Source organism: Bradyrhizobium guangxiense (assembly GCF_004114915.1).
Classification (GTDB): Bacteria; Pseudomonadota; Alphaproteobacteria; order Rhizobiales; family Xanthobacteraceae; genus Bradyrhizobium; species Bradyrhizobium guangxiense.
Genome location: NZ_CP022219.1, coordinates 1,943,147 through 1,964,427 on the forward strand (window position 1 = coordinate 1,943,147; position 21,281 = coordinate 1,964,427).

The 21,281-nt window shown below is 65.7% G+C and carries 18 protein-coding genes; 9 read left to right on the top strand and 9 right to left on the bottom strand.

The genetic code is table 11. The annotated features are described in order from the left end of the window. Window positions 1–162 precede the first annotated feature (162 nt). Window positions 163–450 (bottom strand): hypothetical protein, encoded by a 288-nt coding sequence (locus X268_RS09085; RefSeq protein ID WP_100230195.1) that lies wholly within the window; start codon window positions 448–450, stop codon window positions 163–165. Between the two features lie 68 nt (window positions 451–518). Between X268_RS09085 and X268_RS09090 the strand changes: the two genes are divergently transcribed. From X268_RS09090 to X268_RS09100, 3 genes are all read left to right on the top strand, one after another. Next, entirely contained in the window at window positions 519–1,919 is a 1,401-nt protein-coding gene (locus tag X268_RS09090; RefSeq protein ID WP_128924625.1) for a CoA transferase, read from the top strand. A gap of 145 nt (window positions 1,920–2,064) precedes the next feature. After that, entirely contained in the window at window positions 2,065–3,309 is a 1,245-nt protein-coding gene (locus tag X268_RS09095) for an efflux RND transporter periplasmic adaptor subunit (RefSeq protein WP_128924626.1), read from the top strand. A 39-nt stretch (window positions 3,310–3,348) separates the two neighbouring features. Then, a complete protein-coding gene (locus X268_RS09100) occupies window positions 3,349–6,465 on the top strand; it encodes an efflux RND transporter permease subunit (RefSeq protein ID WP_128924627.1) in 3,117 nt (1,038 codons plus the stop codon). A gap of 3 nt (window positions 6,466–6,468) precedes the next feature. On the opposite strand, the gene X268_RS09105 is transcribed toward X268_RS09100, so the two are convergent. The 5 genes from X268_RS09105 to X268_RS09125 all read right to left on the bottom strand — a co-directional run bounded on the left by X268_RS09105 (window position 6,469) and on the right by X268_RS09125 (window position 11,272). After that, window positions 6,469–7,431, bottom strand: coding sequence for an amidohydrolase family protein (locus X268_RS09105; protein WP_128924628.1), 963 nt, complete (start codon window positions 7,429–7,431; stop codon window positions 6,469–6,471). Between the two features lie 50 nt (window positions 7,432–7,481). Further along, the gene (locus tag X268_RS09110; protein WP_128924629.1) at window positions 7,482–8,039 is read right to left on the bottom strand and encodes a P-loop NTPase family protein; all 558 of its coding nucleotides are present in this window, start codon (window positions 8,037–8,039) and stop codon (window positions 7,482–7,484) included. 22 nt (window positions 8,040–8,061) lie between these two features. Continuing rightward, window positions 8,062–9,492: a TolC family outer membrane protein gene (locus X268_RS09115; protein WP_128924630.1), complete on the bottom strand. Its 1,431-nt coding sequence runs from the start codon at window positions 9,490–9,492 to the stop codon at window positions 8,062–8,064. 187 nt (window positions 9,493–9,679) lie between these two features. Then, the gene (locus X268_RS09120; RefSeq protein WP_128924631.1) at window positions 9,680–10,459 is read right to left on the bottom strand and encodes an enoyl-CoA hydratase; all 780 of its coding nucleotides are present in this window, start codon (window positions 10,457–10,459) and stop codon (window positions 9,680–9,682) included. Between the two features lie 159 nt (window positions 10,460–10,618). Continuing rightward, window positions 10,619–11,272, bottom strand: coding sequence for a hypothetical protein (locus X268_RS09125; RefSeq protein WP_128924632.1), 654 nt, complete (start codon window positions 11,270–11,272; stop codon window positions 10,619–10,621). Window positions 11,273–11,562: 290 nt separating this feature from the next. Here X268_RS09125 and X268_RS09130 point away from each other — a divergent pair, with 290 nt between their 5' ends. Together X268_RS09130 and X268_RS09135 are read left to right on the top strand one after the other, a co-directional pair. Continuing rightward, the gene (locus X268_RS09130) at window positions 11,563–12,111 is read left to right on the top strand and encodes a sigma-70 family RNA polymerase sigma factor (RefSeq protein ID WP_128924633.1); all 549 of its coding nucleotides are present in this window, start codon (window positions 11,563–11,565) and stop codon (window positions 12,109–12,111) included. Next, on the top strand, window positions 12,111–12,749 hold the full coding sequence (locus X268_RS09135; protein ID WP_128924634.1) for an NrsF family protein: 639 nt from the start codon (window positions 12,111–12,113) through the stop codon (window positions 12,747–12,749). Before X268_RS09130 ends, X268_RS09135 begins: the two co-directional genes overlap by 1 nt. A gap of 113 nt (window positions 12,750–12,862) precedes the next feature. Here the strand turns inward: X268_RS09135 and X268_RS09140 are convergent, their stop codons facing one another. Further along, on the bottom strand, window positions 12,863–13,963 hold the full coding sequence (locus X268_RS09140) for a DUF2336 domain-containing protein (protein WP_128924635.1): 1,101 nt from the start codon (window positions 13,961–13,963) through the stop codon (window positions 12,863–12,865). A gap of 60 nt (window positions 13,964–14,023) precedes the next feature. After that, window positions 14,024–15,178 carry a GGDEF domain-containing protein gene (locus X268_RS09145; RefSeq protein ID WP_128924636.1) on the bottom strand — a complete coding sequence of 385 codons (1,155 nt, stop codon included), beginning with the start codon at window positions 15,176–15,178 and terminating at the stop codon, window positions 14,024–14,026. A 440-nt stretch (window positions 15,179–15,618) separates the two neighbouring features. On the opposite strand from X268_RS09145, the gene X268_RS09150 reads away from it, so the two are divergent. The 4 genes from X268_RS09150 (at window position 15,619) to X268_RS09165 (ending at window position 19,752) form a co-directional block, all read left to right on the top strand. Continuing rightward, on the top strand, window positions 15,619–16,188 hold the full coding sequence (locus X268_RS09150; RefSeq protein ID WP_164937623.1) for a sigma-70 family RNA polymerase sigma factor: 570 nt from the start codon (window positions 15,619–15,621) through the stop codon (window positions 16,186–16,188). Beyond that, window positions 16,185–16,880 carry a hypothetical protein gene (locus X268_RS09155; protein WP_128924637.1) on the top strand — a complete coding sequence of 232 codons (696 nt, stop codon included), beginning with the start codon at window positions 16,185–16,187 and terminating at the stop codon, window positions 16,878–16,880. Before X268_RS09150 ends, X268_RS09155 begins: the two co-directional genes overlap by 4 nt. Before the next feature lie 16 nt (window positions 16,881–16,896). After that, the gene (locus X268_RS09160) at window positions 16,897–18,612 is read left to right on the top strand and encodes a S8 family serine peptidase (RefSeq protein ID WP_128924638.1); all 1,716 of its coding nucleotides are present in this window, start codon (window positions 16,897–16,899) and stop codon (window positions 18,610–18,612) included. A 525-nt stretch (window positions 18,613–19,137) separates the two neighbouring features. Then, the gene (locus tag X268_RS09165; RefSeq protein WP_164937624.1) at window positions 19,138–19,752 is read left to right on the top strand and encodes a TIGR03809 family protein; all 615 of its coding nucleotides are present in this window, start codon (window positions 19,138–19,140) and stop codon (window positions 19,750–19,752) included. A 29-nt stretch (window positions 19,753–19,781) separates the two neighbouring features. On the opposite strand, the gene X268_RS09170 is transcribed toward X268_RS09165, so the two are convergent. Next, the gene (locus tag X268_RS09170) at window positions 19,782–21,152 is read right to left on the bottom strand and encodes a TIGR03808 family TAT-translocated repetitive protein (protein ID WP_128924640.1); all 1,371 of its coding nucleotides are present in this window, start codon (window positions 21,150–21,152) and stop codon (window positions 19,782–19,784) included. Window positions 21,153–21,281 lie beyond the last annotated feature (129 nt).

The window sequence follows — 21,281 nt, forward strand, 5'->3', positions numbered from 1 at the left end:
TTTTGCTGGTGCCGCGAGTGTAGCTGTTTCAGAAGACTCACAGAAGCCTCTCCGTCGTCATTGCGAGCGAGCGAAGCAATCCAGAGTCTCTCAACGGAAACAGTCTGGATTGCTTCGTCGCAAAGGGCTCCTCGCAATGACGTGGAGAGGCATGTGCGTCCCTCACTCCGGCGCGGCGCCTACCGGCGGTCCGCCGGGCGGGCGGTGCAGGAAGGTGAGCGAGGCATAGGCGCCGACCCAGGAGCCGATCGCGGCGAAGGCGACATAGAAGGCGTTTTCGGTGTAGCTGATCACCGCGTAGGATGAGAGCAGGTACCAGATCGCGCTCCAGGTGGCGGCCGGCACGCGCTTGCGTGCGACCACGGCCGAGGTGAACATCACATAGACCGCGTCGGTAGCCGCCGTTGCGACGAACACGGCGCCCGCGGTGAGGGGATCGATGGCGGCCATTGCAATCCTTTCTGCGATCGTGACATGGTCGCGAAAAGTACAGCAAACGACGAGTGAGAGAAGCGGCCATGCAAGGACCCGCCGACATTCTCAAGGAGATCTGGACCTCCGCCGGCGGCGATCGGGCCGCGCTCGAACGCGTGCGGCTGACCGGCGAGGAGCCGCAGCTTCCGTCCTCATTTCGTGTTGCTGTCGCGGGCCAAGCCACGATCGCCGCCGCAGGCCTCGCCGCTGCCGAGATCTGGCGGCTGCGCAGCGGGCAGACGCAGGATGTTTCCGTCGACATGCGTCACGCCGTTGCCGAATGCCGTTCCGAGCGCTATTTGCGTCTGGACGACAAGCCGCCGCCCCCGGCCTGGGACGCAATTGCCGGTGTCTACAAGACCGGCGATGGCCGCTTCGTCCGCTGCCACACCAATTTTCCGCATCACCGCGATGCCGTCTGCAAGGTGCTTGCTTGCGAGCCTGAGCGCGAGAAGGTGCAGGCGGCACTGATGCGATGGACGGGCGAGGATTTCGAGACAGCGGCCTACGCCGCCGGCGGCGTCGTTGCCCTGATGCGCTCCCACGACGAATGGTCCGCGCTGCCGCAAGCACGTGCGCTCGCGCAATTGCCGCTGCTTTCGATCGAGAGGATCGGCGAGGCCGCGCCAAGGCCGTGGCCCGAAGGCGATCGTCCGCTCGAAGGTCTTCGCGTGCTCGATCTCTCCCGCGTCATCGCAGGTCCCGTCGCCGGCCGCACGCTCGCCGCGCACGGTGCCGACGTGCTGTTGGTGTCGGGGCCCGAGCTGCCGGCCATTCCCTGGCTCACCATCGATACCGGCCGCGGCAAGCTCACCACCTTCATCGAGCTGAAGAGCGAGACGGGCAGGGCGCAATTGCGCGAGCTGCTCACTGGCGCCGACATCTTCTCGCAGGGCTATCGCCCGCGCGCGCTCGCCGCGCTCGGCGTTTCTCCGGAGGATGCAGCGAAGATCAGTCCCGGCATCGTCTATGTCACGCTGTCGGCCTACGGCCATGCCGGCCCCTGGGCCGAGCGGCGCGGCTTCGACTCGCTGGTGCAGACCACGACCGGCTTCAACCATGCTGAAGGTCAGGCCGCCGGCCTCGACGGCCCAAAGGAATTGCCGGCACAGATCCTCGACCACGCCACCGGCTATCTGATGGCGTTCGGCGCGATGATGGCCAGAGCACGCCAGGCGTGCGAAGGCGGCAGCTGGCACGTGCGGGTGTCGCTGGCGCAGACCGGACGCTGGCTGTGGAATCTCGGTCGGCTCAACGGCGGGCTGAACATCCCGGATCTTACGGGGGAAGCTGTACATGCTGCGTTCATCGAGCGCATGCCATCTGGCTTTGGCACGTTGAAGGCAGTGCAGCATTCGGCACGACTATCGAAGACGCCGGCGCAATGGAGCCGTCCGGCGATGCCGCTCGGCAGTCATCCGGCACAGTGGCCGCCTCGAAGCTGACGTGGGGCTGACGCGTCGCAAAATTTTAACTCAAACGGAAAGGCGCGAAGCGTTTTTTAGGTTGTTTGAACTCTCAATTCGGCACTATTAGCGCGACCGATGAGGCTATCGTTTGCCGACATCGTCGCAGACACGACCGGGCTCCATGGTAGTTGAAAATACCAAGCGATTGCAGGTGTTTACAAAACAACGGATGATCGCATCCGTAGTTTTACTAGCTCTTGCCGGCGGCGGGGCCTACGGTTTTCTCCGTGCGGGCGCCAAGGAGAAGAACCACTCCGAGATCTCCAGCCAGTCGCGCAGGAATGCGCAGAACTTCACGCCGACGGCGTCCGAATGGGCGACGCTGACGATCGAGCCGGTCAAGACCAGGGCCTTCCGCGCCGAATACGTCACCGAAGGCAAGGTCGCCGTCGACGAGGACCGTTCGACGCCGGTGTTCTCGCCCTATGCCGGCCGCGTCACCAAGCTGCTGGCCAAGCCGGGTGAGACGCTGAAGCAGGGGCAACCGCTGTTTACGATCGAGGCCGCCGACACGGTGCAGGCCCAGAACGACTTCATCGCGGCGATGACCTCGCAGAACAAGGCGAAGTCGGCGCTCGAGCTCTCCGACATCCAGTTCAAGCGCGCCAAGGACCTCTACGAGGGCCATGCCATTCCGCTGAAGGACTATCAGCAGGCGGAGGCGACCCAGGTTCAGGCGCGCAACGACATGCGCTCCTCGGAGACCGCGCTGGAAGCCGCGCGCAACAAGCTGCGCATCCTCGGCTTCACCGACGAGACCATCAAGGCGTTCCAGGACAAGGGCGTGATCAATCGGGAAGTCACGATCTACTCGCCGATCGCCGGCACGGTCGTGCAGCGCAAGATCGGCCCGGGTCAGTACGTCAATTCCGGCGCCAGCGATCCGGTCTTCGTGGTCGGCGATCTCTCCACGGTCTGGCTCACCGCCTTCGTGCGCGAGAGCGATGCGGCGGCGATCTGCATCGGGCAGGACATCACGGTCAACGTGATGGCGCTGCCGGGCCGTCCGCTCACCGCGAAGATCAACTACGTCGCCGCCGCGATCGACCCCAACACCCGCCGTCTGCTGGTCCGCGCCACCATCGACAACAAGGACGGCTTGCTCAAGCCAGAAATGTTCGCCAACGTCACGATCTATTCGGCCGGCGACCGCGCCGCGCCGGCCGTGCCGAAGCAGGCCTTGATCTATGAAGCCGACAAGGTCCGCATCTGGGTCGCGCGCGACGACAAGTCGGTCGAGCTGCGCCAGATCAAGATCGGCCTCGTCAACGGCAACCTCGTCGAGGTCACCAGCAATCTGACACCCGGCGAGCAGGTCGTCACCAAGGGCAGCCTTTTCATCGACCGCGCGGCGTCCGGCAGCTGATCGACGACCCAAGAAAACTCGAGACAAACTGAAGCTTGAATGGATCGTCTCGTCGCCCTCGCCGTCAACCGGCGCTTCCTGATGGTCGGGATGTTCGTCGCCGTGCTGATCGGCGGCCTGATCGCGTTCAACCAGCTCAACATCGAGGCCTATCCCGATCCGCCCCCGCCGATGGTCGACATCGTGACGCAAAGTTCGGGTCTGTCGGCCGAAGAGATCGAGCGCTACATCACGATCCCGATCGAGACCCAGGTTGCGGGCCTGAAGAACGTCACGACCATCCGCACCATCTCTCTCTACGGTCTCTCCGACGTCAAAATTCAGTTCTCCTTCGCCTACACCTATGACGAGGCGTTGCAGCAGGTGTTGAACCGCCTGGCGCAGCTCGCGCCGCTGCCCGGCAACGTGCAGCCGCAGATATCGCCGCTCAGCCCGATCGGCGAGATCTTCCGCTACCGTCTCGTGGGTCCGCCGAACTACAGCGTGCTCGATCTCAAGACCATTCAGGACTGGATCCTGCAGCGCCGCTTCCGCGCCGTGCCGGGGGTCATCGACGTCACCGGGTGGGGTGGCAAGAGCAAGACCTATGAGCTCCAGGTCGACTTCAACAAGCTGGTCGCGAACGGTCTGACGCTGCCGCAATTGCTCCAGGCGGTCGGCAATTCCAATGTCAATGTCGGCGGCAACACCGTCAATATCGGCCAGCAATCGGCTGTCGTGCGCGGCGTCGGCCTGATCCGATCGATCGATGATCTCGCCAACACCATGGTGGCGCAGACCGGCGGCAACCCGGTGCTGGTCAAGGACGTCGCGACCGTCACGGTCGGCCAGAAGCCGCGCCTCGGCATTGCCGGCATCGACGATTCCGACGACATCGTGCAGGGCATCGTCCTGATGCGGCGCGGCGAGCAGAGCTCGCCGACCATCAAGCGGGTCCACCAACTGGTTCAAACCATCAACAATTCCAGCATCCTGCCGCCCGGCGTGCGCATCGAGCGCATTTACGACCGCGGTGACCTGATCGAGCTCACCACCCACACGGTGCTGCACAACATGGTGGTCGGCATTCTGCTGATCGTGCTGCTGCAGTGGATCTTCCTCGGCGATTTGCGCAGCGCCCTGATCGTCGGCGCCACCATCCCCTTCGCGCTGTTCTTCGCTGTCATCATTCTGGTGCTGCGCGGGGAATCGGCCAACCTTCTGTCGGTCGGCGCAATCGATTTCGGCCTGATCGTCGATGCCACCGTCATCATGGTGGAGGCGATCTTCCGCCGTCTGACGCAGACGACGCCGATGTCGGAATCCGAGCATATGTCGCCCGAGACGCTGTTCGGCATGAAGAGCCACGCCATCCTCAGCGCGGCCGCCGACGTCTCGCGTTCGATCTTCTTCGCCGCGGCGATCATCATCGCGGCCTTCTTGCCGCTGTTCACGCTGTCGGGCGTCGAGGGCAACATCTTCGGGCCGATGGCCCGTACCTATGCCTATGCGCTCGCCGGCGGCCTGCTTGCGACGTTCACCGTCACGCCGGCGCTGTCCGCGATCATCCTGCCCGCGCATGTCGAGGAAACCGAGACCAGGGTCATGCTGATCCTGCACCGATTGTACTCGCCGCTGCTGCAATGGGCGGTCGCCAATCGCAGCATCGTGCTCGGCGGTGCGGTCGGCCTCGTGCTGATGACAGTGGCGCTCGTTCGGCTGCTCGGCCTCGAATTCCTGCCGAAGCTGGAAGAGGGCAATCTCTGGATTCGCGCCACGCTGCCGCCGACGATCTCGCTGCAGGAGGGTAACTCCTACGTCAACGAGATGCGCAAGGTGATCCGCGCCCGGCCAGAGGTCGAGTCCGTCGTGTCTCAGCACGGCCGTCCCGACGATGGCACCGACGCCGCCGGCTTCTTCAACGCCGAGTTCTTCGCGCCGCTCAAGCCGGTGAGCCAGTGGCCCGGCACCCGCGACAAGGAAGAGCTGACCGCGCAACTGCTCAAGCAGCTCGACGATCGCTTTCCCGGCGTCGAGTTCAACTTCTCGCAATATCTCCAGGACAACGTTTCCGAAGCCGTCTCCGGCGTGAAGGGCGAGAATTCGATCAAGCTGTTCGGCAACGACCTGCAGGCGCTGACCGACACCGCGAACAAGATCAAATCGGTGCTGGCCACCGTGCAGGGCGTCACCGACCTTGCCGTCTTCACCTCGCTAGGCCAGCCGACCGTCCAGATCGACATCGATCGCGCCAAGGCCGCGCGTTACGGCCTCGCGCCCGGCGACATCAACGCCACCATCAAGGTCGCGATCGGCGGCGACACGGCTGGCGATCTCTACGAGCCGGGCAGCGATCGTCACTTCCCGATCATCGTCCGCCTCGCGCCGGAATATCGCAGGAGTGCGGAGGCAATCCAGAACTTGCGGATCGGCGCGCCCGGGCCGAACGGCACCGTGACGCAAATCCCCCTGAGCGAGGTCGCCAACATCAGCCTCGTCTCCGGCGCCGCCTACATCTATCGCGAGCAGCAGGAGCGCTATTTGCCGATCAAGTTCTCGGTCCGCGAGCGCGATCTCGGCAGCGCGATCCGCGAGGCGCAGGACAAGATCACCCAGCAGGTTCAGCTGCCGCCCGGCTCCCACATGGAGTGGGTCGGCGAATTCGGCAATCTCCAGGACGCGATCCGGCGATTGTCGATCGTGGTGCCGATCTCGCTGGCGCTGATCGGCGTGCTGCTCTGGTTCAATTTCGGCTCGATGACCGACACGCTGCTCGCCATGAGCGTGATTCCGATGGCGATCTTTGGCGGCGTGCTGGGCCTGTTGATATCAGGCACGGCGTTCAGCGTCTCCGCGGCGATCGGCTTCATCGCGCTGTTCGGCATCGCCGTGATGGACGGCATCATCATCCTGTCGCAGTTCAACCAGCTCATCGAAGAGGGCATGGACCGCATGAGCGCGGTGGTGCGCACCGGCGAGCTGCAGCTCCGGCCGGTGCTGATGACCTGTGTCGTTGCCGGCGTCGGCCTTCTGCCGGCGGCGCTGTCGGAGGGGATCGGGTCGCAGGTGCAGAAACCGCTCGCGGTCGTCGTCGTCACCGGCATGATGCTGGCGCCGGTCGTGATCCTCGTGACCCTACCGGTCCTGATCTCGTTCTTCTCGCGCCGCGCGCGCTGACCGTCAGAACCCGTAGAGCCGCGCCGGATTGTCGACCAGGATCTTCTTGCGCACATCGGCATCCGGCGCCCAGACCGGAAGCTGGTTGAGCAGGCGGCCGTCGTCGATCTGATAGAGGGGCGCGATGTCGGTTGGCTTGCGGCCCTCGACGCGGCTGGAATCCGGATGCGGCCAGTCGGTGCCCCAGACGATGCGGTCCGCATTTGCCGCGATCAGCGCACGTGCATAGGGCACCATGTCCTGATAGTCGGGCGCGAGCTTGGACGAGCGATAAGCGCCGGAGATCTTCACATAGGCCTTGCCGGATTTGACGAGCGCGACCAGGTCGGCAAATCCCGGCTGCTCCAGCCCGAGCGAAGCTTCCAGCCCGCCGAAATGATCGAACACCACGGGCACCGGCGCCGTCTCGACGAGGTCCTTGATCGCCGAAATCATGGCAAGCGTGGTGTAGAGCTGCACGTGCCAGCCGCGCGCCTTCATGCGCTCGACGGCGGCGGTGAAGCGCGGCCGGCCGACATTGGGGTCGTTGACGCCCCCGGTCGCAAGATTGAGACGGATGCCGCGGAAGCCTTCCTGCTGCATCGTGTCGAGTTGCGCCTCGGTGATCTTGTCGTCGACCACCGCCACCCCGCGCGCGGTCGCGCCGCGCGCCTTCATGCCGAACAGGGTGGAGGAGTTGTCGGTGCCGTAGACGCTCGGCGTGACGATCACCACGCGCTCGATATGGAGCGCCTTGTGCAGCGCGGCCATTTCTTCTGGTGAGGCCGGCTCGGGCGTGTAGACGCGCCCTGCGAAGAACGGAAACTTTTCGACATCGCCGTGAATGTGGGTGTGACAGTCGCAGGCATGCGCCGGGACGTCAAAATTGATCGGCGTCGCGGGCTGCGCGGCACGGGCGTGGGCTTTGTTGGTCATGGCTACTCCGGCCGCGAGGGAGGCAAGCAGGACGCTGCGTCGACTGAGCATGGTTTCTCTCCCGACTGATTTTTTATAGGCGAGTGAAAGAGAATATCACATCAGCCGGGCAACCGCTCCGTTTCGCTGCATAGCTGCTCGACAAGGTCTGCAAGCGGACGCAAGCCGTCGACGCGGGCGACCGGGCAGGGCAGGCCCGATAGCCACGCTTCATGCTTGGCGAGACTGCGGCCCTCGCGGTCGCCGGCTTCGTAATGGGATGCCCATTCGACGAAGTCTTCGGTCTCATCATGCCGCCACCCGCCCGGCGCGACGGCACCAGCGCCGAAATGGGCGGCCTCGCGGGCGCGCAATCGCTCCAGGCGGACGTCGCGCGGCGTGGTCACGAAGACGACGAGGTCGAAGAGTGGAACAAGCTCCTCGCCCCAGCCGTTGACGGATCCGCTCAGCACCCAGTCCAGGCGCGGCAGAAACATCTCGCGCATCAAGCGCAGACGCTCCGATACCGGGCGCGTCGTCCGGTAGGGTGGCACGGTCGGCAGCCAGAAATAATCGTCGCTGTCATGATGCGGCAGCGCAAGCCGGCCCGCGAGCGCACGACCGAGCGTCGTCACGCCGGAGCCCGAAGCGCCCGTCAGATGGATGCGGCGGCTGTTCATCGGCAGCGGGGAAGATTTGGGCCTATTGCCCCGATGGCGTGCGCAGGCCGTGCCAGGCATCGCGGACCTGGTGGTAGTGCACCTCGGGCAGATAGTCCGGTGTGTTCAGGCTCAGCGTCTTGACGTCGAGATGTCCGACGGCGCTGAGCAGCGTGTAGGAGGCGATGACGCGGTCGCGCAGCGCGCCGATCAGGCGGGCCTTGGCCTGGATCAAATCCGCCTGCGAGTTCAGCACGTCCACCGTCGTGCGTTGCCCGCCGGCGGCTTCGCGCTGCACGCCCTGCAGCGCAACGGTTGCCGCCTTCACCTCGGATTCCGAGGCCGAGACCGCGATCTTGGCACCTTCATTGGCGACCCAGGCGCTGACCACCGCCGTGCGCGCCTGGTTCCTCACCTGGTCGAGCACCAGCCGGCTCTGTGCCGTGACCTCCTTGGCCTGCCGGGTCTGTGCGGCGGCCTGGCCGCCGTCGTAGATCGGCGCGGTGACGTTGGCGACGATCGAGGCCTGGTCCTCGGCGAAGGTCCCGAGAGTCGGGTCGTTGTTGCGGCTCTTGCTGGCGCTGCCCTGGATGGTGGCGCTCGGCAGCAGCGCGCCTTCGGCGATGCGGATGTTGGTGGAGGCGACGTCGACGTCGAAGCCTGCGGCCATCACCGCCGGATGCTGGCGGATCGCCATAGTCATGGCGTCTTCGCGGCTCTTCGGCAGATAGCGGTCGACCACCTCGGCGGGCCGAAGCTGCGAGGGTGAATTGCCGATCACTTGCGCATAGATCGCCTGGCTGACGGCAAGCGCGACCTCGGCGGCGTTGAGGTCGGCGAGACCGCGATTGAGCCGTGCCTCGGCCTGCGCGCTGTCGGTCGGCGTGACGTCGCCGGCATTGAGGCGGCGCTGGGTGACCGCGAGGGTCTCGCGCAGGAAGGCGACGTTGGAGCGCTGCGCCTCGACTAGGGACTGGTTCGCCAGCACGTTGGTATAGGCCGTGACGGCGTCGAGCAGCACGCCCTGGCCGACATTGCGCAGCGCCTCGCGGCCCGACTGCACCTGGAGCTCGGCGGCCCGCACATTGTTGGCGGTGCGGAACCCGTTGAACAGGTTCTGCGTCACGGTGACGCCGATGATCCATGGCTTCAGGTTGCCGGTCTGGATCGTGTTGTCGGGCAGCAGGTTGCGCACCGATTGCAGGCCGGCGCTGAGGCTCGCCACGATCTGCGGCCGGTAACCGGCGAGGGCCTGCGGCACGTTCTCGTCCGTTGCGCGTTGTCGCGCACGTTCGGCATTGAGCTGCGGATTGGTCTGGTAGGCTTTGGCCAGCGCCTCCGGCAGGGCTTCAGCCCATGCGGCGGAGGGGAGGGCGCACGACAGCGCCAGCGTGCTCCATGTCGCAAGCACAGGAGCCACGCCCGATCGATGCCGCTTCACCGCGCGACCAGCTCTGGCGGTACGCCCAATCATGTAATCCTGCTAAACCCCGGCTGTCCGCCCCCGCCGACGATGGCCTCTTAACTGTTTAGCCAGCCGAGGTCCCGCAGGCAAACTGCCGCGGGGGAAACTCCCATGAAATCCGTGCTTGTTGCAGCTTCGTCACAGGATCTTACAGGAGCGCGGCAGAGCCTTACACCAGCCTGACCGTTCGCCGACGTTACCGGTTCTTGTTCACCGGCTTGCGCTTCTCGATGAACGCCGCCATGCCCTCGGAGCGGTCCTCCAGCGCGAAGGTCGCGTGGAACAGGTTGCGCTCGACGCTCATGCCCTCGGCAAGCGTGGTCTCGAAGGCGCGGTTCACCGCTTCCTTGGCCATCGCGGCCGCGGGCCGCGACATCGCGGCGATCTTCTCCGCCGCCGCCATCACTTCGTCCATCAGCTTGTCGGCGGGCACGATGCGGCTGACGAGGCCTGAGCGCTCGGCCTCTGCCGCATCCATCATGCGCCCGGTGAGGCACAGGTCCATCGCCTTCGATTTGCCGATGGCGCGCGTCAGGCGCTGGGTACCGCCGATGCCGGGAATGGTGCCGAGCGTGATCTCGGGCTGGCCGAACTTTGCGGTGTCGGCCGCGATGATGATGTCGCACATCATGGCGAGCTCGCAGCCGCCGCCGAGCGCATAGCCGGCAACCGCCGCAATCGTCGGCTTGCGGCAACGTGCGATGCGGTCGCCGCCGATCGCGGCAAAATCCTCGGAGAACATGTCGATGAAGCCCTTCGGCTGCATCTCCTTGATGTCGGCGCCGGCGGCAAAAGCCTTTTCGCTGCCGGTCACGACGATGCAGCCGATGGCGTCATCGGCCTCGAGATCCTCGACCGCCGCGGCGATCTCGCGGAAGACGCCGAAGGAGAGCGCGTTGAGCATCTTCGGTCGGTTCAGCTTGATAATGCCGACCGCACCGATGCTTTCGACGATGATGTGTTCGAACGTGCTCATGCTCCACCCACGCTTTTGATTGGGCGGGCAATGTGCCTGCTGGCGCGGATGCCTTCAAGGGGGCTGAAGGCCGCCGGAACACGCCGCGAGAGGCACATTCCGGCGGACGGCTTTCAAAGCCAAGCAAGCCAGGAATTCAAGCCCGGATCGAACCCGCAATCACGCCATGAACATGCGCGCGGCGGACGCCAGCGTCAGCAGCGTGCCGACGCCGATGAAGATCTTGCCGATCAGGGAGCTCTGGTCCCAGGCCGAGCTCTGCTGGCTGCTTGCCATGACCGGCGCCGGCCGGGGCTGGGCCTCGGTTGCGGCAATCACCGCCTTCTGTGCCGGTGGGCTATCCTGTTGCGCGGCGCGATCGATCTCGTTGGGCTGATCGGGTGCGACGACCTGGCTCTCGGCGCCGGTATTATCGGCCGCTGCCTGGACATTGTCGTTGGCGCGGTCCGTCATCGCGGAGGCTGCAGCCGCGGTTGGCGTATCGGTGGCGGCGAGCTGCGCATTGGCGTTGGCAACTGCCGGCGGCATCTGGCTCGAGGCCGGCGCGTTGTTGTCGGCCTTTTTGTCGGCCACAGCCTCGTCGGCCTTTGCCGGCGCGTCGGTCTTGTCGTCCGATTTCTGTGCCGTCTTGCTGCTGCCGGTGCGGCGTGACTCGTGGCGCCGATGCTTGCCCGGCTTGGCCGTGTCGGCCTGCTTGCCCGCGCTGTCCGAATTGCTCGTGGCTGAGGTTGGGGCCGCCTGAGCAGGACCTCCGAACAGCAACAATAGCCCGGCCAGAACAATCAGGGCCGCGCGCCCGCTGGCTTTCATCATGGTGATGATCTCCCCAATTCCGCCCGTCCCGGACCGAACAGAGACCCTGGGGCGTGACGACAGCGGGGCAGAAAATGGGAATCTTCGGGCTACACCGGGCAAAAACGGGGCAAACCGGCCCTCTGCCGCCGGCCGCCGGGTGCGGGGAGCGCGGATCGGTGTTATGAGCCGTCGCAGTCGTTGACGGCCGTATCGGTTGCGAGATCAGGCGTTGATCACGAATTCGTGATGTCCTGCCGGTCCGCGTAACAAATTGAACGAACGGCCGAATTGCATGGTGAGGGGCGCGCGTGCGCGGACGTGAGGACGAATGGACCGGCCTGATGCGGTCGGCCATGGCAGGCGATGATGCGGCGTATCATCGCCTGTTGAAGGCGGTCACGCCGGTGCTGCGCGCCGCGGCGAGGCGTGGCCTGGCGCGCGCCGGGCAACCTCCCGACCAGGCCGAGGATATCGTGCAGGAGATACTGTTGGCGGTGCACCTGAAGCGGCACACCTGGGACAGCGAGGCCCCCTTCGCGCCGTGGCTGTTCGCGATCGCCCGCAACAAGCTGATCGACGCGCTCAGGCGCCGCGGCAAGCGCGTCTTCGTCAACATTGACGATTTCGCCGAGACGCTGCCGGGCGAGGCACCGCAGGAGACGGCCTCCGCGGGCGAGGTCGCCGCGCAATTGGGCACGCTGCCGCAGCGCCAGCGCGACGTGCTGCAGTCGATCGCGGTCGAGAGCGCCTCGATCAAGGACACGGCGGCGAAGTTCTCGATGAGCGAAGGCGCGGTGCGGGTCGCATTGCATCGCGGACTTGCGGCGCTGACTGCCAAACTGCGGGACCACTCGTGATGGACACCGATCAACTGATCCGCTCGCTCGCAGCCGACAACGCCCACCGCGTGCCCCGCGTTGGCGCCGTGCTGACCATGGCGCTGCTGGTCGCCGCGCCCTTGTCGATCCTGATTTTCGCGACCTTCCTCGGCGTGCGGCCGGACGTGATGACGGCCATGCGCAACCCGTTCTTCGACATGAAGTTCGCGGTCACGCTGTCGCTTGCGATCCCCGCGATCATCGTCAGCCTGCATCTGTCGCGTCCCGAAGCCCTGATGCGCGGCTGGGGCTGGCTGCTGCTGCTGCCGGTCGGGCTGCTCGCGGTTGCGATCGGCAGCGAGGCGATGATGGCGCCGGCGATGCCGATGACGATGCGACTGATGGGCAAGAATTCCAGGGTGTGCCTGCTCGCTATCCCTGCGATGTCGCTGCCGCTGCTCGCGGGCGCGCTGTTCGGGCTGCGCCATGGCGCGCCCTCGCAACCCGCGCTGGCCGGTGCGCTTGCTGGACTTGTGTCGGCCGGTCTTGCCGCGACGCTCTACGCCTCGCATTGCACCGACGACTCGCCCCTGTTCGTCGCGACATGGTACACGATCGCGACCGCGCTGGTGACGGCGATCGGCGCGGCGGTGGGATCGAGGGTCCTAAGGTACTAGAGCATGATCCGGAAAAGTGCGCAGCGGTTTTCCGAAAAGATCATGCTTAAACAACAACCTAAAGCGCGATGACGATTCGTCCTAATCGCATCGCGCTTTAGAGTCTACGAACCTCACGCCGCCGGAATCGTGCTCTGCATGCGGTGGAAGCGCAGCACCTGCTGTGCGGTCGATGAACGCAGCGCCTCGTAACTGTCCCGCAGCGTCAGCATGTCGGTCTGCGAGCCGCCCGAGAGCTTCTCGCGCATCGCGATGATGGCGCGCACGCTCGGCCACGACATGCCGGCGACCTTGGCGAGGATCATCACGCCCTCGGTGCGGCTTTCGATCATCATGGTCTCGGCGGTCTCGACCGCGACGCCGGCGAGGGCGGCGAGCCCCGCATTGGTTTCGTCGAACTTGCCCTGCTCGGCGAAGGCGGTGACCTGGAATTCGTCGAGGCGGCCGTCCTCGTGCAGCGACTTCACCAGCGCGCGCGCCATCTCGGTCTGCTTCGTCATGGCGGCGGCGCGGACTCGCTGGGCCGCTTCCTGGACCACGCTCGACACCTCGTCCACGAGCTCCGGATGCGCGGCCGCGAGCTTCCTGCGCACGCTCGATGACGCCTTTGCGACCAGCTTCAAATAGTAGTGGCGCGGCAGGTCGGGCCGCAGGCCGATGCAGGTGGCGAGGTCGTCGTCGCGTTCGGCGCGCGTGACGAGGTCGGACAGGCTTCCCTCGGAGAACCGCGCGCCTGGATTCCTGACGGTCGACTGCACCACGTCCTCGTTGCCGCGCGTCACCAGAACGTCAGTCAGCGCCTCCGACAGGCCCCGCCGCAGCGAGATCGCCTTGAGATGTGCCTGGCCCCGCGTGCGCGCGATCTCGATCAAGGTCGTCTCGTCCAGCCGCTCCGATCTCGACAGCACGGGGCCGGAGACCTCGATGACCTCGTCGAGCGCGAGCGTGCGGATGATCTTTGGCGGCGCGGCCGCGATCGGTGCGAGCCGGTCGGCGAGCAGCGCCCTGGCCGAGGTCTCGATCTGCTCGATCAGGCACTGGAACACGTCGTCGAACACGCGGATGTGGTCGTCGGAATAATCCACCGCGTTGCCCACGAAGAGATCGGTGACGCGGCGCAGCGTCTCGACCCGGCGCGCGACGGTGCCGTGCGAGAGCGCGGCCTGCAGTTCCTCGAGCAGGTTCTCGGATGACTTTGCGGATTTGGATCTCATTGCCCTGTCCTGGAGCGTTTGGTCCGGCGGTTTCTGCCGAACCGGGAGAAAATGGATTGGTCAGCTCGTTGCTATGCGGTTGCGCCCTTGCGCCTTGGCGGAATAGAGCGCGCTGTCGGCGCGCGCGAGAAATGTGTCGGCAGTATCAGTCTCGCGCAGCGCCACGACGCCGGCAGAAATGGTCACGCTCATGCTGAGGGAGAATGCGCCCCAGTCGAGATCGGCGACGATGCTGCGCAAGCGCTCAAGCATGTGCTGCGCGGCTTCGGCCGACGTGTCCGGCAGCAGCAGCAGGAATTCCTCGCCGCCATAGCGGCCGAAGCTGTCGGACGGGCGGATATTGGCGAAAATGGTGATCGCGAAGGTGCGCAGCACCTCGTCGCCGACGGGATGGCCGTGGGCGTCGTTGATGCGCTTGAACCAGTCGAGATCGATCAGGGCGATCGCGCAGGGCGTCGAGGTCTGCCGCGACTTTTCGATCTCGGCATCGAGCAGCCGCATGATGCAGCGGCGGTTGTAGGAGCCGGTGAGTTCGTCGAGCTCGGCCAGCTCCTCGATGCGCTGATAGGCGGCCTTCAGCTCGATGCTGCGCCGGTACAGGACCTTGCGCAGGGTGGCGCCGAACAGGCCGAGGAAGGCACACTGGCCGATCACCAGCACGAAGCAGAGCATCGAGGCGGTGCGCTCCAGGCGGGTCGCGACCGGCAGCCCGATCGGAAGGTCCGAGCCCAGGAAGACGAAGGCCAGCCCACAGGTGGCGAGGCCCCAGGTGAGCATCGCCTGGCTCGAGGTCATGCGCAGCGTGCCAAACGCGAAGATCAGAAACAGCACCGCGATGAAGGCGACCCCGACCGTCGGCACGGCGAGCAGGAACACCAGTTGCAGCCCCATGTGCGCCGAGATCTGGAAGACGGTGAGGTAATGATCCTCGAAGCGGTCACCGATGCCGGCTTCCGACAGGACGGTGAAGGTTCCGATGATCAGGAGGCCGCCGAGCCAGAACAGCGATGGGACGGCCATGGAGACCGTTCCGCCATAGGCGTAAAGCAACAGGACCGAGGCGCCCAGCGAATAGCTCGCGATCTGGCCGACATACATCTGGCGGCGCTGCCGGACCCGGCGCGCCAGGACTGCCGGAGCCGCCGCCTCGGGCGCGAGGACGGTGTCCGCGACCTCAGCGGCATTCCTCTCGGGAAAGGTCGCGGCCGTGCTCATGGTCCCGCCAATGGTGGATGTCAGCGGAAAAATCTACGTGGCAAGCCTTTAGGTTTGGTATCCTTTTGAAGCCGAATCCGAACCGTGCAGCACGGAGCAGGATGATGGGCCGGCGGAAGGAATTTTGCCGGCGATGAGGCGTCAGTTTGCGATGCGATCGAGCCTAAGCCGGGCTTGGCGAGACATATGTCGTGCAACGCTGCTATGGAACCGGACGAGGCCGGGCCGCCTGTGCCGGACAGGCATTCCGCAGGGAAGTATCTCAGTATTATGTTACCGATCTGGATCGTGGCGGCCGATGGCCGCAGGTGGGACAAGAAAAATGCGGGTATGTGGGGGGGATCACACAGACGCCCGTATGACTGCGGTAGCTTGAACAATTTTGCACCCCCCGTCGAACCGTCAGCCGCGCCGACCCGACCAACTTTGCGAGACGGCCTTTGAGCGTGACCCAGGCGGCTTCGGACGAGATCCTGATCGCCAGGATCGCTCAAGGTGACCGGCTCGCCATGCAGGTGCTGTACGGGCGGCACCATGTCAGGGTGTACAGGTTCGGGCTCAGGCTCGTGCGGGACGAGCAGGCGGCAGAAGACCTCATCAGCGAGGTGTTTCTCGACGTCTGGCGTCAGGCCGGCAAGTTCGAGGGCCGATCCGCCGTCTCCACTTGGCTGCTGGCAATCACCCGATTCAAGGCCCTGTCTGCGCTTCGGCGCAGAAAGGATTTTGAGCTGGACGAAGAGGCCGCCAACGCGATCGAGGATGCGTCCGACGATCCGGAAACGGTGGTGCAGAAGAAGGATACCAGTGAAGTGTTGCGGGGGTGTCTGACGGGCCTCTCGCCGGAACACCGGGAAATCGTCGATCTCGTCTACTACCACGAGAAGTCCGTGGAAGAGGTGGCCGAAATCGTCGGGATACCGGAGAACACTGTGAAGACGCGCTTGTTCTATGCGCGCAAGAAACTGGCCGAACTGCTGAAGGCAGCCGGCGTTGAGCGAGGCTGGCCATGATGGCTTTGAGCAAGAAGATGCTGGAGCAAGAGCCCGGTGACATTGAACTGCTGCTGCCCTGGCACGCGGCCGGCACGCTGAACGCGCGCGATGCGCGTCGGGTCGAAGAAGCGCTGGCGCGCGATCCCGAGCTTGCCAAGCAATATGCCGCGATCCGCGGCGAATACGAAGAGACCATCCATCTGAACGAGAGCCTGGGTGCTCCGTCGGCGCGCGCGATGCAGAAGCTGTTCGCTGCGATCGACGCCGAGCCGGCGCGGACGAGCGGCCCGCTGCCGCTGTCGGCGCGCATCTCGACCTTCTTCGCGAGCCTGTCGCCGCGCACGCTGGCGTGGTCGGCGACCCTCGGCGCCGTCGCGCTGGTGCTGCAAGCCGGTGTCATCGGTGCCGTGCTGATGAAGAACCAGCCTGCGACCTTCCAGACCGCCTCGCTCTCGACCGGCGCGCCGATCACGCGCGAGCTTGGCGGCGCCGCCGCGCCGGCACGCGCGCTGGTGCGCTTCACGCCTGAGGCGCGCATTGCCGACATCACCGCGCTGCTGGACAGCTACCACGCCTCGATCATCGACGGGGCCAAGGGTGGCTTGTTCCGCCTCCAGTTCGACAAGGCGATGAGCCAGGACGAGCTCGCTTCGCTGCTAGGCAAGATGCAGCGCGAGAAGTTCGTGAACCTCGCCGTCGCGGCGCCCTAGGCGCGCCGCTGAATCGATGACGGGCAAATCCGAGAGCAGGATGCGCGCCGGGGCCCACGCTTCATCGGTCGGTGCCGCGCTTCTGATCGCCGCCTGTCTCGGCATCGAGGTTGCGCAGGCGCAGGCGATCATGCGCACGCCCACGATCAGCGTCCCCTCGCGAACGCCGACCATCTCGTCCAGCATGACCCCGCGCGTCGCACCGACCGTGTCGGCCAGGGCCGTGTCCGTCGATCGCGGCCCGCGAACGATAGCGACCCTTCCCCACATCACGACGTCGCGTATCCCGCCGACGACGACGGTGCTGCCATATGCGCGCTACTCGCCGAACCTCTATCCGGCCTGCAGCGCGCCCTATCGCGACGCCGATGGCGAATGCCTGGCGCAGCCGAACGCAGGCGGTGGCGGCTCAGCCAAATCCGGCCAGAAGAGTGCCGGCAAGGGCCGCGGCAACGCCACACCGGCCGCTGCCAGTCTGCGCAGCTTCGCCAACGAATTCGTGGCGGAGATCGACGGCACGCTGTCGCCCGGCGATGCCGACGAGCTTGCCCGCCGGCACGGCCTGAGGCGCATCTCCTCGGAGAATTTCCCGCTGATCGGGGCCACGTTCGGTCTGTTCCGCATCGCGGATGGCCGGCCGTACGAGACGGTGCGGCGCGAATTCGCGGCGGACGGCAGCGTGCGCTCGGTCCAGCCGAACTTCCGCTATGTGCTCCAGGACCAGAAATCGGTGGCCCCGAGCGAGGGCGATCCAGCGCAATACGCCCTGGCCAAGCTCCGCCTGCCGCAGGCGCACACGCTGGTGCACGGCGCCAACGTCACGATTGCCGTGATCGACTCCGGCATCGATGCCAGGCATCCCGAGCTCACCGATTCCGTCGCCGACAATTTCGATGCCCTCGGCAGCGCCGAGGGGCCGCACATTCATGGCACCGGCATCGCCGGCGCGATCGTGGCGCATGCCCGGCTGATGGGCAGCGCCCCACAGGCGCGCCTCATCGCGATCCGCGCCTTTGGTGGTGCCAATGGCGGCGCCGAAAGCTCGTCCTACATCATCCTGCGTTCGCTGAACTACGCCGCCGAGCACGGCGCGCAGATCGTCAATATGAGCTTTGCCGGTCCGAAGGACGCGGTGATCGAGCGCGCCATCGCGGCGACCGCCGCGCGCGGGCTCGTGCTGATTGCGGCCGCCGGCAATGCCGGCGCCAAGTCGCCGCCGCTCTATCCGGCCGCCAATCCCAACGTGATCGCAGTCAGCGCGACCGACCAGCAGGACAGGCTGTTCACCGCGTCCAACCGCGGCAATTACATCGCGGTCGCAGCGCCCGGGGTCGATATCTTCCTGCCGGCGCCGGACGGCAAATACCAGATGACGTCGGGAACCTCATTTTCGGCCGCCTATGTTTCCGGCGTCGCGGCGCTGCTGCTCGAGCGCAACTACGCCCTGAAGCCGGAAGCGCTGCGCGTGACGCTGACGAAGACGGCGCGCGACCTCGGCTCTCCCGGGCGTGACGAGCTTTTCGGCGATGGCCAGCCCGACGCGTTTGCCGCAGTCATGGCTGTTCCCGCCACCAGCGCGACGCCGGTTGCGGCTGCGTCCGGTACAACAAAACGTGAAGACGCCGGGAAGCGTGGCGACGAGCCCAGTAGCCGCGCGATCGAACAACCCTCGCTGTCGAGCTCGGATGATAAATCCACGGTTTCTCAGGCGGATAGGCCAGCGACGCGCTAGCGACTGCGGCGAAGACGCGCGCGAGATCGAAGCTCAAAAAAGCGAACCCCACGTTGAACGTTCAGCCCGCTGCCACGACCAAATTATGTGGGAGCGGTCATCCCTCCCCATCAGTCATATCAGGCGCGAGCGCCCATCCACCCCAAGCGCCCATATGGCTCGACCCGTCCGGTTGTCCCCCCGGACGGGTCTTTTCTTTTGGGCGTCCGATTCTTCGAAACGTCGGGTGGATTCAGCTTTCGGTTGAAAGGTCGGGCCGACGTCCATGGTGTCACTCGGGCAGCACGCCGCAAGTCCGCTATGCTTGTGCGAAGCTTGACTCGAAAACACAGCAAATCTCCGCACAACTACGGTCATTGACGACGAGCGTTGCGTCGTTGCTGGACAAGTCAAATCTTTTCCACAAAATATTCATGTCGCGTCTAAATTGATTCGTGTGCGTTGCGTCCCCCGCGTCCGTGTTTTCTCCTGACGGGCTGGTTCATGACACATCGCCAAGGATCTGACTTCGCGTCTGATCGTGCCGTGGCCGTTGGCCGCGACGTCGCAGCGCGCTGGTGTGCTCTCGCCGAGCAGCGGCTTCAGCATCTCTCCGAAATGTTCGAGACCGGCCGCTGGCGCCGCTATCACTCCGAGATCGCTTTCCTCGAAAACATCCAGGAAGCCAAGCGCGCCGTTCAGACCTGGCGCGCGCTAGCGACCGGTGGGGATGTCGCCGAGGCGGCTGCGAGCGTGACGCCCGCGTTCGGTTGGTCACCGGCGACCATGCCCCGCCTGTTCCCACGCGACCAGCAGGCGCAGACCGTGCAGCCGAAGGCCGTCCACATCGCTCCCGAGACCGCCGTGCCGGTCAGGCTCGATCCGAAGCCGGACATCCTGGCGGAGATGGCCGAAGCTCCGCTTGCCGCGCCCCTGGCGCCCGCAGCGTGGCCGTCGTTCCCCGCGCCTGCCGAGATGCCGCCGCTAGCAACAGCTGCCGCCAAGCCGCCGAAGACTGCGCCTGCAGCGATGGCGGCGCTCCTGCCGCAGTTCACCCCGCCGGCCGAGGAGATCGTCGCAGCCCCCGAGCGCGTCGTCGAATTCACCTTCAGTCTCGACGGTCTCGAAGCCAAATACCCGCTGCTCAGGAACGCGTTCTAGCGTCCAATAGCCAGAGGTGAGCGGTGGCCTTAACGCCGCACCGCATTCCCGCCGAGCACCACCTGGGCAAATCGCTGCGCGCCGTCCGCTGACAGATCCGAGGTCACGGCACGCGCGTGATCGAGGCCCACCACGGCGCCGCGCGAGGTTTCCGAGATCATGTTGTTGTTGACCAGCGCCATGCCGGCGCCCGGCACGACGGAGACGCCGACGCCGGCCAGCGCCTTGCGGATCACGTTGCCCGTGATCGCGACGTCGCGCAGATATTTGCCCCAGCCGGCGACGATGCCGTAGGACGGTGCGTTCTCGATCACGTTGCCGGTCACTGACGTGTCGGCCTCGATGTAGATGCCGACGCCGGCGTCGTCATCCGGCGCGGTGCCGATCGGCCGTTTCGGGATCAGATTGCGGATGATGTTGCCCTGGACCACCGCGATGCGTCCGCCCTCGTTGAAATTGCAGACGGAGACGCCGACGGCGGCGCCATCGACAGTGTTGTTGGCGATCACGGCGGCCTCGAACGCGAACTCCGAATAGAGCGCGACCTCGCGCACGTCGCTGACGCTGTTGCCTGATATCTGGATGTTCGAGGCGGAATTGCCGCGCACCGCCGAGTAGTCACAGTTCTTGATGCGGTTGCCGCGCACGATCACGTTGCCGGCCCGGAAGGCGTTGATCGCATTGCCGTACTGGCCGGAGCCGCCAGGACCTGCCTTGATGTTCTCGATGCGGTTGTCGGCGACCAGCGTGCCGTCGTCGCCGATCGCAGTGCGCAGGATCTCGATGCCGTTGTCGTTGGTGCCGAGAATCGTGTTGCGGCAGACACTGAGGCCTTTGGCATCGAACGAGACCACCGCCGTCACCGCGATGTTGGTCAAGATGTTGCCGGCGATGTCGCCGGTGACCTGCTCGAGCCAGATTCCGCTGCCGCCCGAGTTCGTGATCTCGCAATCGGCGATGCGGACGTCACGCCCGCCGAGCACATGGATCAGCCCGCGCCGCGCCGGCAGTGGAATGCTGCCGCCGTCGAGGGTGATGCCGGTGAGTCCGATGCAATCCGAACCGTCGCTCTGGATCGTCGAGGCCCCGCCGGTGAAGACGAGTCTCGTTGCGCCGCGCACGCCGATCAGCTGCGCGCCGTTCGGCAGCCGCAACGGCCCGCTGCGGTAAACGCCGGGCGGCAACGCCAGCGGCATCTGCGCCCGCGCCGCCTCGTCGATCGCACGTTGCAGCGCGCGGGTCTGGTCTTCGCTGCTGCCGGGGCGCACGCCGTATTGCGTCGCATCGCGGCCGAGCAGGGACGTCAGCGGCGCAGCGCGTGCGGCGTCGGTCGGCATGGCCAGCGCACCCGCGAGGCCTGCGGTCGAAGCTCCGATGAGGTGACGGCGATTGACGTCCATGATGCGTCCTCCGGCGGACGCGGGGGGTCCGCGCCGATTAGGTAGCGCAGGGCGGCCGGGCTCGTGGGGATTGTTTGGGGTAGGGTTAAATGTTTACGCAAGACGCGGTGCCGTGGGGTGGGCAAAGCG

Excerpts from the sequence above, each read along its gene's own strand:
- X268_RS09110 (WP_128924629.1), bottom strand. The coding sequence starts at position 8,039 with ATGAACAGCCGCCGCATCCATCTGACGGGCGCTTCGGGCTCCGGCGTG.
- X268_RS09140 (WP_128924635.1), bottom strand. The coding sequence starts at position 13,963 with ATGAGATCCAAATCCGCAAAGTCATCCGAGAACCTGCTCGAGGAACTG.
- X268_RS09155 (WP_128924637.1), top strand. The coding sequence starts at position 16,185 with ATGATGGCTTTGAGCAAGAAGATGCTGGAGCAAGAGCCCGGTGACATT.
- X268_RS09170 (WP_128924640.1), bottom strand. The coding sequence starts at position 21,152 with ATGGACGTCAATCGCCGTCACCTCATCGGAGCTTCGACCGCAGGCCTC.
- X268_RS09100 (WP_128924627.1), top strand. The coding sequence starts at position 3,349 with ATGGATCGTCTCGTCGCCCTCGCCGTCAACCGGCGCTTCCTGATGGTC.
- X268_RS09105 (WP_128924628.1), bottom strand. The coding sequence starts at position 7,431 with ATGCTCAGTCGACGCAGCGTCCTGCTTGCCTCCCTCGCGGCCGGAGTA.
- X268_RS09115 (WP_128924630.1), bottom strand. The coding sequence starts at position 9,492 with ATGATTGGGCGTACCGCCAGAGCTGGTCGCGCGGTGAAGCGGCATCGA.
- X268_RS09095 (WP_128924626.1), top strand. The coding sequence starts at position 2,065 with ATGGTAGTTGAAAATACCAAGCGATTGCAGGTGTTTACAAAACAACGG.
- X268_RS09085 (WP_100230195.1), bottom strand. The coding sequence starts at position 450 with ATGGCCGCCATCGATCCCCTCACCGCGGGCGCCGTGTTCGTCGCAACG.
- X268_RS09090 (WP_128924625.1), top strand. The coding sequence starts at position 519 with ATGCAAGGACCCGCCGACATTCTCAAGGAGATCTGGACCTCCGCCGGC.
- X268_RS09160 (WP_128924638.1), top strand. The coding sequence starts at position 16,897 with ATGACGGGCAAATCCGAGAGCAGGATGCGCGCCGGGGCCCACGCTTCA.
- X268_RS09120 (WP_128924631.1), bottom strand. The coding sequence starts at position 10,459 with ATGAGCACGTTCGAACACATCATCGTCGAAAGCATCGGTGCGGTCGGC.
- X268_RS09135 (WP_128924634.1), top strand. The coding sequence starts at position 12,111 with ATGGACACCGATCAACTGATCCGCTCGCTCGCAGCCGACAACGCCCAC.
- X268_RS09145 (WP_128924636.1), bottom strand. The coding sequence starts at position 15,178 with ATGAGCACGGCCGCGACCTTTCCCGAGAGGAATGCCGCTGAGGTCGCG.
- X268_RS09125 (WP_128924632.1), bottom strand. The coding sequence starts at position 11,272 with ATGATGAAAGCCAGCGGGCGCGCGGCCCTGATTGTTCTGGCCGGGCTA.